Here is a 12,779-nt window from a genome sequence, read left to right as displayed (position 1 = left end):
ACCGCCCCGGTTCCCGGGACGCCTCTGCGCACGTACCGGCTACTGAAGGTACGTGTAGTCCCCGAACACCTCGTCGTACTGCCGCTGCAGCACCGCCGACTCGGGCGCGGTGATGCGCCCCGCATGCACCGCGGCCTCCAGTGCGTGCCGCCAGCGTTCCATCAGGTCGGCCTTCTCGTACGCCACATAGCGCAGCACCTGTCCCACCGTGTCGCCGCGCAGCACGTTGGCGAAGACCATGCGGCCGTCGGGCGAGACGTCGACATGCACGGCGTTCGTGTCGCCGAACAGGTTGTGCAGGTCGCCCAGGATCTCCTGGTAGGCGCCGACCAGGAACACCGCGAAGCAGTAGCGTTCGCCCTGCTTCAACTCGTGCGCCGGCAGGTAGTGCTTGATGTCGCGCAGGTCGGCGAAGCGCTCGACCTTGCCGTCCGAATCACAGGTGATGTCGGCCAGAACGACGCGCCGCCTGGGCTCCTCGGCCATGCGCGAGATCGGCGTGATCGGGAAGATCTGGTCGATGGCCCAGCTGTCCGGCATGGACTGGAAGATGGACAGGTTGCAGAAGTAGGTGTCCGTCAGCAGGGCCGGCAGGCGGCGCAGGTCCTCGGGCACGTAGTGCAGTTCCTGGGTGGCCGCGTTGATCGCATTCAGCAGCGCCCAGTAGCACTGGTCGCCCAGGGCGCGGTCCTCGATGGACATCTGCCCAAGGCTGAACTGCTGCAGCATTGTCTGGCGCAGCTCGACTGCATCGTGCAGCGTTTCCTGGCAGTTCTTGGACGTCAACGACTGCAGCATCAGCGCCATGTTGAGGACGGTGTCCTCCTCGGTCTGCTTCGGCACCTCGGTCACGTCGACCGTGGTCGTGAAGGTGTTGGCCAGGCTGAGCACCTCGGTCACGAGCACCGAAGCGTACGCCACCATCGCGCGACCGCACTCGGTCACCACCATGGGGTGCTCCACGCCGGCGTTGTCGCAGGCGTCCTTGAGGATCCACACCACGTCGCGGGCGTATTCCTCGACCGTGTAGTTCATCGACGACTCGAATGCCGTCTTGGAGCCGTCATAGTCCACGGCCAGGCCGCCGCCTGCGTCGAAATAGCGGATCTTCGGGCAGAACCGCGCCACCTGCACGTACACCTGAGCCGCCTCGCGCACCGCCTGCTTCAGCGAAGAGATGTTCGTCAACTGGCTGCCGTTGTGGAAATGCACCAGGCGCACCCAGTCCTGCTTGCCGTGCTCGGTCAGCAGCTTGATGGCCGCCACGATCTCCGCCACGTTCAGGCCGAACTTGGCGCGCTCTCCGCCGCTGCGCTCCCAGCGCCCGGCGCCGCGACCGGCCAGCCGCAGCCGGAAGCCGATGTTCGGCTCCAGCTTCTGCTCGCGGCTGATGTCCAGCAGCAGGTCCACCTCGGAGGGCTTCTCGATGACGACGATGACCTCGCGACCGACGCGCTGCGCCATCATCGCCAGTTCCAGGTACTGGCGGTCCTTGTAGCCGTTGCAGATCAGGAGCGCGTTCTGGTTGTCGGGCAGCGCCAGCGCCGCCACCAGCTCGGGCTTGCTGCCCACCTCGAGGCCCAGGCTCAGGTCGCGACCGGCGCGGATCAGCTCCGTCACCACGTGGCGCTGCTGGTTCACCTTGATGGGATAGACGGGACGGTAGGCGCCCTTGAAATCGTACTCGGCCATCGCCGCCGTGAAGGCGTTGTGCAGCGTCCGCAGCCGGTGGCGCAGGATGCCGCTGAAGCGGAAGAGGATCGGCAGGCGGATATCGCGCTGGCGCGCCGCTTCGACCAGTTCGTTGAGGTCGAACTCGGGGCCGCCCGGGCCTTCGGGCCGGATGCAGGCATTGCCCTGCCCGTTGACGCCGAAATAGCCGGCGCCCCAGTACTCGAAGCCGTACAGGTGTTCGCTCTTGGCAATGGTCCAAGGGGATCCAGGCAGCATGGCGGCCCTCCGCGACACGCCGGGATTGAACCCGGCCTTGAGTGAGACCCAGACAGGACCGGCCGCGGCCCGCGCCCTACGGAAAGACGGCGCCCCCGAAGGGCGCCGGCCCGCGCAATGTAGCGCCTTGGGGCCGCGATGACAAACCCCTGCCTCACGCGGGCTCGCCGACCGGGGCAGGCGTCCTCAGGGCGCCGGCTTCCGCCGGTACACGGCGAGGGTCGCCGCGATGACCTGCTGCTCGGAGAACTCGGACTCGACCCGCCGGCGCCCCTCGGCGCCGAGGCGCCGGCGCAGGTCGGCATCGCCGGCCAGTTCCTGCAGCGCGTCGGCCAGGCGCGCCGGATCCCGCGGCGGCACCAGCAGCCCGTTCTCCCTCTGGCGCACGATCTCCCGGCAGCCCGGCATGTCGGTCGTCACGATCGGCCTGCCGCAGGCTGCCGCCTCGATCAGGGCCTTCGGCACGCCTTCACCGTAGTACGACGGCAGGCAGACGATGTGGGCCGCCGCGAAGACGTCGGCCATGTTGCCCCGGTGGCCCCACCATTCCAGGCTGCCCTCGGCCTCCCAGGCGCGGATGGCGCCCTCGGGCACGAAGTCCGGGTTGTCCGGGTCGGGCGTGCCCACCAGCACGCAGCGAACGGCCACGCCGCGCTCGCGCAGCAGGCGCGCGGCGACGGCGAAGTCGCCCACTCCCTTGGTCCAGAGCAGGCGCGAGGCGAGCAGCACCACGATCGGCCCCGGCGCCTCGTCGCGGGGCGCGAACTCGCGGGTATCCACGCCGGCGCCGCGGATCAGGTGCACGTGCTGCAGGTCGATGCCGGCCATGACCTCGGCATCGTCGGGATTCTGGACGATGACCTGCGTACCCGCCAGGACGGCGCCCAGCACGCGCCGCATCACCGGCCGCAGCAGTCGCCGCGCGCCGCCGGTCGCATTGAACAGCCAGCCTGTGCCCGCCACGGCGTTGACGACGACCGGCACGCCGGCCAGTCGCGCCGCCAGTGACCCGTACACCACCGGCTTCAGCGCGACATGGTGCACGATGTCCGGCCGCTCGCGCCGGTACAGGCGCACCAGCCGCACCAGGGTCGCCAGCTCGGTCAGGGGTTGGCGCCGCGCCTGGTCATCGGGAAGGGCAGCAGGCGCAGGCCGCGGGCCGTGATCTGGTCGCCGTGATCGCGCACGCGCGTGGCCACGGCCACGTCATAGCCGGCCTCGCGCGCCGCCCCACCCAGGGTCAGGCGGTGCGAACAGAAGTACCAGTCTTCGGTCACCACGAACAGCAGCCTGGTCGGCGCAGCCATCGATCGCCTCAACGGCCGGGCCCGGCGGCGGGCCTCAGCAGGACCTGGAACCCCTTGACCAGCAACTCGGCCTCGTCGAGGCCGCGGAACGGTTCGGCCAGCCGCGCCCGCGGCGTGGGCAACGCCGGCCACGTATCCCGCTGCACCACCTCGACCGCGAACCCGGCCTCCTCGAACAGGCGGCACATCTGCCCGAAACGGATGCGATTGGTGTAGAACCCCGACTCCGACATCCACGGCGCTTCCCACGTCTTCTCGCGGAAGCGGAGGTTGTTGAGGGCGCCGCCCAGGTGATCCTTCAGGTCGATGGTGTGCGAGCAGATGCCGCCGGGATGCAGGATGCGCCGCAGTTCCTTCTGGAACGGCAGGAACTCGCCCAGTCGCACGTGCTCGAGCACCGCCTGCGACCAGATGAAGTGAACGCTGCCGTCGGGGATCGCGCGCAACGACGCCAGTCCCTGCGTGGCGTAGCGGCCGCCCACGGTCCGGAGCATGGTGTCCAGGTCGCCGTCACAGGCGGCCGGCGGCAACGGCGAGCCGCGCTCCGACAGCCACGCCTCGAGCTGCCGGTAGGGCGCCATGTCCGCGCGTGCGAACGGGCCGACATCGACCAGGTGGCAGGTCGCCGCGCCGTGCACGTGGGCCAGCAGGCACGACGACAGCGTGTCGCCGGGCCCCGCCTCCAGGCAGGTGAAGCCGGGCTGGCCCTTGCCGACGAAATCGCTGCGCTCCCAGTGGTGCGCGAACACGTCCCAGGCGTAGGCGGGATCCTCCATGCTGCCGTGCTTGAACAGGTCCAGCCGCTGCCAGAGGTGATAGCGCGCGGGCAGGCGCGACAACACCAGCTTGCTGGCGATCTTCGACCACCAGGGCAGGCGCGACTTGAGTGCGGAGAGACCCATGCGGCAGTGCTCACCAGACGGGCGCTGGAGCCCGGTCGGACAGCGGTGGACCGGCCGGCGGTCGCCGGCAGTGCGTGCCCGGCATGATAACCTCCCGGTCCCGGGTTCGTCGAGCCTTGGCATACGTCGAGCCTTGGCCTACGTCGAGCCTTGGCCTACGTCGAGCAATGGCCCACGTCGAACCTTGGCCTACGTCCAGACCCCGGCCAGCCAGCGCGCGAACAGCACGAATGCCCACACCGCGGCGGCGACCGCTGCCAGGAGCAGCACCAGTGCTCCGAGCGGGACGCCGATCACCACGCCGCGCGATCGGCGGGTGGCGCGCCGGGGGTCGGCCAGCCAGGCCTCGAGCAGGCGTCGATTGCGCGCATGCGACTGGAAGAAGAAATCCGACACGTCGCCGGCCACCGGCACCAACCCCACCAGCAGGTCCAGGGCGACGTTGACGAGCATGTGCGCCAGGACGACCGCGGGCGCCCCGATCCTGCGCGCCGTCCACACGCCGTAGAGCGCGAAGGCGGCGCCGGCGACGTCACCTGCCACCGGCACCAGGCCGAGCAAGGCGTCGAGCCCGAAGCGCCAGCGCGTCCCGGGCACGCGGAAGGCACTGTCGAACAAGTCGGCCAGGCGCCGGAAGCGCCGGAGGTCGGCTTCCTGCCGCGGAGTGGTCACGATCGGCACCGTCAATGCCGGTCACAGCAGCCGGCGCAGGTGGCGCCGTTCTCGGCCGCCTTGCGCATGATCGCCTCGACGGCCAGCGGCGTTCCGGCACCCTTCTGCAGGTCTTCAAAGAAGTAGTGCGGTCCCGGCTTCGCGAGCGGGGCCACCTGCGCCAGGGTGCCGGCTTCGTACAGGCGACCATTCAGCATCACCATGGCGATGCTCCCGCTGTTGCGGATGTCCTGTGAAGGGTCGTCGCGGAACAGCAGCAGGTCGGCGAGCTTCCCGGCGCGCAGCGAGCCGATGTCGCCGTCCAGCCCCAGCTGCGAGGCTCCGTCGATGGTCGCCGCACGCAGTGCCTCGAGCGGCGACAGGCCGCCCTGCGCCAGCATCCACAGTTCCCAGTGCGGGCCGATGCCGGCCATCTGGCCATGCGCTCCCAGCCCGGGCCCGCTGGCACGCCCGGTCTCGGCCACGATGCCGGCCTGCTTGGCATCGAGCACGGCCTTCGCCAGCCGGCTTTCCTCGAAGTGGTTCCACTCCTCGTCCGGCGCGTCGAAGGGCCGTCGCGAGCGCGGGTCCACCACGTACCGCGGCACGAACTTCATCAGGTGCTCGTCGGCCCAGACCTGCGTCTTCGCGTACCAGTAGTTCTCGCCGCCCAGGCCGCCATAGGCCACCACCAGGGTCGGCGTGTAGCCCACGTCGCTGCGGCCCCACATCCCGGTCACGTCGTCGTAGATCCGCGCGATGGGAAGCGTGTGCTCCACTGTCGTATGGCCGTCGACAACCATCGTCATGTTGTGCTGGTAGAGGGCGCCGCCTTCCGGCACCACCATCATCCCGAGCCGCCGCGCGGCCTCGAGCACCATCTGGCGCTGGTCGCGGCGCGGCTGGTTGTAGCTCTTGACGCTGAAGGCGCCCGCGGCCTTCATGCGCTTCAGGTGGAACAGGGCATCGTCGAGCGACTCGACCTCCGCCTTGTAGGCGCCCTGCGCACCGTAGAGGATGGTGCCGGTCGAGAAGATGCGCGGCGTCAGCACGGCGCCGGTCCTCGCCAGTTCTGCGGCCGCGAACACGGACTCGGTGTCGTTGCTCGGGTCGTGCACGGTGGTCACACCGAAGGCCAGGTTGGCCTGTGCGCTCCAGTTGTCCTGCGGCGTGAAGCCGTTCTCGCCCTGTCCGCCGTGCGCGTGCGCGTCGACCAGACCCGGCGTCACAACGCCGCCCTTGCCGTCGATCACGGTGGCGCCGGCCGGAATGGCCACGCTGCCCTCGGCGCCCACGGCGGCGATGCGGTTGCCCTTCACGACGATGACGCCCCGCTCGATCACCTCGGCGCCGCGCGTGCGCCCTTCACGGGCGCCGTCGGCACCGCCCACGTTCTCCATGGTCAGGATCTTCACGTTCGTCAGCGCGATCACGCTCTCGGCGCCGTCGGCGCGCCGCGGCAGGTCCGACGCAGCGGACATCCGGATGGTGGTCGTCGCCGCGACTGCCGGCTCGGCGTCGGCTGCCGCCCCGCCGAAGGTCGAAGCCGCCAGGGCCTCGTCGACGGCCAGCGTCGACAGTTCGGGCCCCAGCGTCCAGTGCAGCGCGCTGCCGTCGCCCGACCAGTGCAGGAAATTGCCGGCGTCGCGGCTCAGCTTGACGATGGGCAGGTTCGTGCCCTTGGGCGCCACGGCGAGCGGCTTGCCTGCATCGATAAAGGGCGCCACGTACACATTGTAGCGCTCGGCGAACGCGACCCGGCGCCCGTCCGGGCTCACGCGCATCTCGGTGGCCCAGTCGCTGGTGAAGTGCGTGCGCTCGCCGTCGCCGGGCGTGGCGCCCGCCAGGGGCACGCTGACCAGCGACACGCCGTCGCTGTCCTTGCCGCCGTCGCGCACGGTCAGGAAGACACGGTCATTGCCCGCCCCGAACTGCGGCGTGCCGCCGCGCACGGCGATGCGCCGCGGCGTCCCGTCGAAGCGCGCCCTGGGATCGGCCTTGCCGGCCCACACCGCGTAGACACCCGGATCGCGCCCCCACAGCGGGCTGGTCAGGTAGCCGCCGCCCGTCTTCTCGAACACGACGAGATTCCCATCGGGGCTGAAGGCCGGATTCAGGTAGTGCCCCGGTTCGGTCGTCAGCGCGCGCGGCTTGCCGCCCTTCGCGTCGATGACCCGCACGGCGGCCAGGCGCTCGTCGTTCCAGGCCACGTACGTGAGCAGGCGGCCGTCGCGCGACCACGCCGGGAAGTACTCGAACTCGTCGGTTGCGGAGGTCAGCCGCCGGGGCTCGCCGACGACACCGTCCGCCAGCGGCGCCGTGTAGAGGTGGCCCAGCGCCTGGAACACCAACCGGTCGCCGCGCGGCGACACCGTCGCGTTCTGGATCATCTTCACGTCGAAGGTGGCCGGCGCCACCTCGACCGGGAACCGCACGGCCTTCGCGATGCGCCGCGTCGACGTCGCGCGGAACGGGATCGTCTCCGCGACCGAGGTCGCCACATCCACGCGCCGGATCTTCCCACCGGACCAGAACACGAGCGAACCGCCGTCAGGGGTCCAGGCCATCGCCGGATAGACGCCGTGAACGGCCCAGGTCTCCTGGTTGTCGCGCTCGAGCGGCGCATACACCGCGCGCGCCCGGCCGCTGCGCAGGTCCATCACGAACAGCGTCGACACGTGGCGTACCCGGCGCACGAACGCAACCGACTGCCCGTCCGGCGAAGGCACCGGCCTGCAGGCGCCACCCGGGCCGGCGATGAGCCGCTCGGTTTCCTGGGTGCGGAAGTCCAGCCGGTCGATCGCATAGATGCCGACGTTGCCGTCCTTGTCGTACTCGAACCCGCCGCCCGGCGCGGCGTCCAGGCTGTAGTAGAGGTAGCGCCCGTCAGGCGACACGGCGGGCTCGCCGGTGTCCTTCTGCTCGCTCTGCTTGGCGGTGAGCTGCACGCCGTCGGTCCTGCCGCTGGCGTGGTACAGCCACATTTCGCCGGCGCCCAGGCTGCGCCGCGAGGTGAAGTGCTTGCGTGCGACGATGTACTGCGAATCGGGCATCCATACCGGCTGCGTGACCAGGCGGAAACTCTCCTTCGTCACCTGGCGCGGTTCCGAGCCGTCGGTGCGCATCACCCAGATGTTGTCGCCGCCCCTGCCTCCCTCGCCCGTCCGGTCGCTGACGAAGGCGATCCACTGCCCGTCGGGGCTGAAGCGCGGCTGCATGTCCCACTGGAGTCCCTCGGCAAGGCACGTGACCTGCGAGCCATCGGTCGAGCCCGTCACCGGCATCGTGTAGATGTCGCCGAGCAGGTCGAAGACGATGGTCTGTCCGTCCGGCGACACGTCGACCGACATCCAGGTGCCGGTGTCGACGTCGAGCGGCACATCCTTCCAGCCCCAGCCGCCGGCAGTGCCGTCGGTGGGCGGGTCGGCGACGTCCCATTTCGCGGAGGTGGCGACCGAGTCGGCGGCCACGTCCTGGTCGACCGCGACAGCGTAGGCAGCGGGTACCGTGAGCAGCACGCACAGGGCCGCACCGACGAACAATGCACGCATGGAAAGCCTCCAACGGAACGGGATGAGCGGGGGAAGATACATCGCCGGCGCGCCGGACCGCCACCGTCGCCGGCGACCCGCGCCGGGCCTATCGCGCCTTGAGCGCGTCGACCAGCGCCCGCAGGCGCCGCACGTCGTCCCAGGTATCACGCTTCCAGCCCGGGTTGCGCAGCAGCGCCGCCGGATGGAAGGTCACCGTCACCGGGATGCCGGCGTAGAAATGCACCGCCTGCCTCAACTTGCCCAGCGAGGCGTCCGTGCCCAGCAACGTCTGCCCGGCCACGCGACCGAGGCAGCAGATGGCGCGCGGCCGCAGGATGGCCAGCTGGCGCCTGAGGTGCGGCTCACATTGGGCGACCTCGGCCGGCAGCGGGTCGCGGTTGCCCGGCGGCCGGCACTTGAGGATGTTGCAGATGTAGACGTCCTGGCGCGCGTAGCCGATGGCGCCGAGGATCTTCGTCAGCAGCTGTCCGCTGCGTCCCACGAACGGCTCACCCTGCAGGTCCTCGTCCTGGCCCGGCGCCTCGCCGATGAAGACGAGGTCGGCGTCCGGGTTGCCCACCCCGAACACCGTGTGGGTTCGCGTCTCGTGGAGCGGGCACTTCACGCACGGCAGCACCTCGGCGCACAGGGCGGCCAGCGCCGCGGCCTTGTCACCGCCGTGCGCGGCCAGCAGGGGGTCGGGCGGCAGCGTGCCGCCGGCAGGCACGCCCTCGCGGTCGATCAGGGCAAGTGTGTCCTTCACGAAGCCGGCGCAGGCGGCTGCGAAGGCCGCATCGGAAGCCGCAGGCGCTTCGACCGCCTCCGGCGCCGCATCCGGCGCGGTAGCGGGCACGATAGCGGGCACGGCGATGGGCGCAGCAACAGGCGCCGCCGCGGCCGCCAGTTCGGGCGCCGCCGAGCCGTCGTCGATGAACCACGCCGGCGCCGTGTGCCGGTTCTGGCGGATCCAGGCCAGGAGGTCGGCGGCGATGGCTGCGGGATCGTTCGCGGGCGGCAATTCGCGGGGATCACTCATCGCGTCACCGCGCCGATCCGGTCGCGGCGTCCAGTTGCGCCAGCAGCGCCGGGGCCAGGGCCGCCTTGGGCTGCGAGCCGCTGCGCCACAACTCCCCGGCGGGACCCAGCAGGATCAGTTCATGGCGCACATCGCCGAAGCCGGAACCTTCCGCGGATGGATTGTTGGCGACGATGAAGTCGAGGCCCTTGGCGCGCAGCTTGCCGAGCGCGCGCGCCACCACATCCTCGGTCTCGAGCGCGAAGCCCACGACCTTCACGCCCGTGGCGCGATGCCGCGGCACGATCTCGCCCAGGATGTCGGGATTGCGCACCAGCCGCAGGTCCCACGTGTCGCCGAGCACGTCCTTCTTCAACTTGCCGGGAGCGGGCTCGGCCGGCGTGAAGTCGGCGACGGCCGCACACATCACCAGCCAGTCGGCGCCGTCGGCGAGCGCCGCATCGACGGCGGCAGCCATCTCACGCCCCGTCTGGACCTGGACCACTCCGGCCAGGCCGCGCGGCACCGGCAGCGCCACCGGCCCGCTCACCAGGGTCACCTGGGCCCCGGCGCCGGCCGCCGCCGCCGCCAGGGCGTAGCCCATGGCGCCGGTGCTGCGATTGGCGACGTAGCGCACCGGATCGATGGGCTCGCAGGTGGGCCCGGCGGTCACGATCACCCGGCGACCCAGCCACGGGCCGGGATCGCTTGCAGGCGCAGCGACAGCAGGCTCGGCGCGCGGCGGCAGCGCTGCCGCCACCTCACGCACCACGGTGAGGATCTCCTCAGGCTCGGACATGCGGCCCTCATCGGTGGTCCCGCAGGCGAGGAAACCCTCGCCCGGGCCGACGAAGCGGATCCCGCGATCGAGCAGGGTCTGCCGGACGACGCGCGTGGCCGGATGCCGCCACATGTTGTCGTTCATCGCCGGAGCCATGACGACCGGACCCGGAAACGCCAGCAGCAGCGTCGAGACCATGTTGTCCGCCAGGCCGCCGGCGGCCTTGGCCATCGTATTGGCCGTGGCCGGGGCCACGACCGCAACGTCGGCCCAACGCGCATACTGGATGTGATCCAGCGCCGCGGTGCCGCGCTCGCCCCAGAGGTCGATCGCCACGGGCGCACCGGTCAGCACCTCGAAGGTCATCGGGCTGACGAACCGCGTCGCGGCATCGGTCATGCCGCAGCGCACGGAAAAGCCCGCCTGCACGAGCAGGCGGGCCAGATAGCAACTCTTGTAGGCGGCGATGCCGCCGGTCACCAGCAGCCGGACCCGTGTCTCGCTGCCGGTCGGGCCGGCCATGATCTAGACCTCGACCTCGGGTTCCTTCTCCAGGCGGGCCAGGCGAGCGCGCTCCTTGGCGTCGTAATGCTCGACCTTGCCGTCCATCAGGCGCTGGACCGCCAGCGTCGTGATCTTGCCGGGCAACGCGACATTGAACATGCGGGCGCGCTCGTTCAACCGGCGCGCTTCCATGGCGGCCACCTTGATGGCGGCGAACTTGTTGGGAATCATTGCTGTGACTTTTTGACGCGGAATGTAGGTCATAGACACCCTGTCCTCACGGCTGGGGTTTCCGGTCGCCGACAATGGCCGGATTGGGCATACCGGGGCCCTGCGCTCCGGAGCGGCGACAAGCGATATAAGATAGGCAATTCGGGCTGGCTGGCAAGGACCGGCTGCCGGCGGGATGGCCTGCGCGATCGTCAACCTGCTCCCATCGTGTCAGTTACGCCCAACTGAGGGGGCATTGGAGGCGCCATCGCCCGCCCCGCCGCCACCCTGTCCCAGCTCGAAGATCCAGACCGCGGCCTGGGCATCGTGCCAACGCAGGTGCGCCAGGTCGGGCCGGCTTTCGAGCACGGCGAGCAGCACCTGCTCGTCCGGCTGCAGGCCCCGCGCCCGGTCCGGTTGCGAGGGCCCGACCAGGACCCAGCCGGCGCCGTACGTGCGGGCGCGCCGCAGCAGGGCAACGACCTCGAGTGTGTCACCGGGCGCGATGACCGCCCGGCGGCAGTGGATGTGCCGCTGCAGCGGCTGCGGCGCCATCACCACCGCCGCGCGATCCGTGTTGGCCAGCAGCCAGTCGGCCCCGACGCCGGGATCGACGAACCCGCGCCCCGAGGCCTCGACGGCCGCATGCAACGGGTGGGTGCCGCGCCATACGTTGTGCGCACACGAGGTGGCGAGGATCACGGCGCAGGCCGCGGGCAGCAGGCGGCCGCGCAACCGCCGGGGACCGCGCGTCGCCAGCGCTTCCACGCCCCCGACCAGCAGCAGGTACAGCAGGGGCAGCACCGGCAACAGCAGCCGCGTCTGCACGCCGGAGGGCCAGCCCGCGAAATTCACCAGCGCCAGCGCCTGGAAGGCCAGGTAGAGCAGCCACAGCTGCGCCCGCGCGCGGCCCACGGCCCCCGCCTGGCCGCGCAGCGCCCGCCAGCCGGCCGCGCAGCAGATCACGACCAGCAACGCGGTCGCGAGTTGCGCTGCGTCATAGAGCGCGCCGGCGCCGCGCGCCTCGAACCACTGCCGAGCCGGATTGCCGAACCAGGGCCACAGCGCCACCGGCAGTTCCCGCAGGTATCCCCAGGCATTCGCGGCCATGAAGGCCAGGCGCTCCGGCAGGGCGCCGCTGTGCCCGAGAAGTTGCGATCGATAGGCCTCGGTGAGCCAGTTGCCGCCCGACCAGCCCGGGAGCCACAGAACCGCCTGCGTGGCCGCGGTCGCCGCCAGCAGTTGCCCCAGCCGGCGCCAGCGGCGCTCCAGCGCCAGGTGTGCAGCCATCGCCAGGGGCAGCGCCAGGCCCACGCTGCGCACGAGCATGGCGAGGCCGGTCACGCCGGCGAGCCGCACCGTGCGCAGCGGCGACGGCTGCGCTTCGCACTGCCAGTCTTCGAACCACAGCAACGCCGCCAGCGACAGCACCGTGAACGGCAGGTCGCTGAGCACGCGCCCCGACCAGCCCACGACCCACGGGTTCAGCGCCGTCAGTGCCACCAGCGCCAGCCGCACGCGCGGAGCGGCCCCCGGTCCGGGCAGTCGCCAGCACAGGGGCAACAGCAGCGCCGCCGCCAGCAGCGGCACCATCTTCAGGGCGGCCAAAGAGGCGGGAAAGGCCAGCGCCAGCGGCGCCAGCAGCAGCGGAAATCCCGGCGGAAACAGGCCGGGGTTGGCGGGTGCCGCATCCGGTCCCACCGCGAGCACGGGTCCGCGTCCCTCGGCCAGCGAGCGCGCCGTCTCCACATAGACCGCATCGTCGGTGATGGAACCGACGGGCGCCTCGCCCACGCGCAGCGCGACGAAGCCCGCCCACACCACGACGATGGCGGCGAGCAGGAGCCGCTGCCGCTGTCCAGGGCGCGCGAGGAGCCTGCGTGGCTGGGACATGCGAAGGAAACCTGGTGGTTGCGGGTGGTGCCT

Annotated in this window: 8 protein-coding genes and 1 pseudogene; all 9 read right to left on the bottom strand. The window is 70.9% G+C overall.

The window, feature by feature from the left end; genetic code table 11:
• Positions 1-39: 39 nt before the first annotated feature.
• The 9 genes and pseudogenes from speA to IPG61_11215 all read right to left on the bottom strand — a co-directional run bounded on the left by speA (position 40) and on the right by IPG61_11215 (position 12,746).
• A complete protein-coding gene (gene speA, locus IPG61_11255; protein ID MBK6734646.1) occupies positions 40-1,950 on the bottom strand; it encodes a biosynthetic arginine decarboxylase in 1,911 nt (636 codons plus the stop codon).
• A 186-nt stretch (positions 1,951-2,136) separates the two neighbouring features.
• A pseudogene (locus tag IPG61_11250) lies at positions 2,137-3,257 on the bottom strand (glycosyltransferase family 4 protein).
• Between the two features lie 8 nt (positions 3,258-3,265).
• Positions 3,266-4,159: a methyltransferase domain-containing protein gene (locus tag IPG61_11245; GenBank protein ID MBK6734645.1), complete on the bottom strand. Its 894-nt coding sequence runs from the start codon at positions 4,157-4,159 to the stop codon at positions 3,266-3,268.
• 189 nt (positions 4,160-4,348) lie between these two features.
• Positions 4,349-4,831, bottom strand: a complete 483-nt coding sequence (locus IPG61_11240) for a DUF4112 domain-containing protein (GenBank protein MBK6734644.1) — start codon at positions 4,829-4,831, stop codon at positions 4,349-4,351.
• Positions 4,832-4,842: 11 nt separating this feature from the next.
• Positions 4,843-8,361, bottom strand: coding sequence for a PD40 domain-containing protein (locus tag IPG61_11235; GenBank protein MBK6734643.1), 3,519 nt, complete (start codon positions 8,359-8,361; stop codon positions 4,843-4,845).
• A gap of 88 nt (positions 8,362-8,449) precedes the next feature.
• Positions 8,450-9,379 (bottom strand): uracil-DNA glycosylase, encoded by a 930-nt coding sequence (locus tag IPG61_11230; protein MBK6734642.1) that lies wholly within the window; start codon positions 9,377-9,379, stop codon positions 8,450-8,452.
• A 4-nt stretch (positions 9,380-9,383) separates the two neighbouring features.
• Positions 9,384-10,661, bottom strand: coding sequence for a bifunctional phosphopantothenoylcysteine decarboxylase/phosphopantothenate--cysteine ligase CoaBC (gene coaBC / locus IPG61_11225; GenBank protein ID MBK6734641.1), 1,278 nt, complete (start codon positions 10,659-10,661; stop codon positions 9,384-9,386).
• A 3-nt stretch (positions 10,662-10,664) separates the two neighbouring features.
• Positions 10,665-10,874 carry a hypothetical protein gene (locus IPG61_11220; GenBank protein MBK6734640.1) on the bottom strand — a complete coding sequence of 70 codons (210 nt, stop codon included), beginning with the start codon at positions 10,872-10,874 and terminating at the stop codon, positions 10,665-10,667.
• A 210-nt stretch (positions 10,875-11,084) separates the two neighbouring features.
• Entirely contained in the window at positions 11,085-12,746 is a 1,662-nt protein-coding gene (locus tag IPG61_11215) for a hypothetical protein (protein ID MBK6734639.1), read from the bottom strand.
• Between the last annotated feature and the right edge of the window lie 33 nt (positions 12,747-12,779).

This window comes from bacterium (assembly GCA_016703265.1).
Lineage (GTDB): Bacteria > Krumholzibacteriota > Krumholzibacteriia > LZORAL124-64-63 > LZORAL124-64-63 > CAINDZ01.
This window is presented reverse-complemented; position numbering and strand designations above follow the sequence as displayed.

What these genes read in the sequence shown, in the direction of transcription:
- speA (MBK6734646.1), bottom strand. Translation starts at nt 1,950, where the DNA reads ATGCTGCCTGGATCCCCTTGGACCATTGCCAAGAGCGAACACCTGTAC.
- IPG61_11245 (MBK6734645.1), bottom strand. Translation starts at nt 4,159, where the DNA reads ATGGGTCTCTCCGCACTCAAGTCGCGCCTGCCCTGGTGGTCGAAGATC.
- IPG61_11235 (MBK6734643.1), bottom strand. Translation starts at nt 8,361, where the DNA reads ATGCGTGCATTGTTCGTCGGTGCGGCCCTGTGCGTGCTGCTCACGGTA.
- IPG61_11230 (MBK6734642.1), bottom strand. Translation starts at nt 9,379, where the DNA reads ATGAGTGATCCCCGCGAATTGCCGCCCGCGAACGATCCCGCAGCCATC.
- coaBC (MBK6734641.1), bottom strand. Translation starts at nt 10,661, where the DNA reads ATGGCCGGCCCGACCGGCAGCGAGACACGGGTCCGGCTGCTGGTGACC.
- IPG61_11220 (MBK6734640.1), bottom strand. Translation starts at nt 10,874, where the DNA reads ATGATTCCCAACAAGTTCGCCGCCATCAAGGTGGCCGCCATGGAAGCG.
- IPG61_11215 (MBK6734639.1), bottom strand. Translation starts at nt 12,746, where the DNA reads ATGTCCCAGCCACGCAGGCTCCTCGCGCGCCCTGGACAGCGGCAGCGG.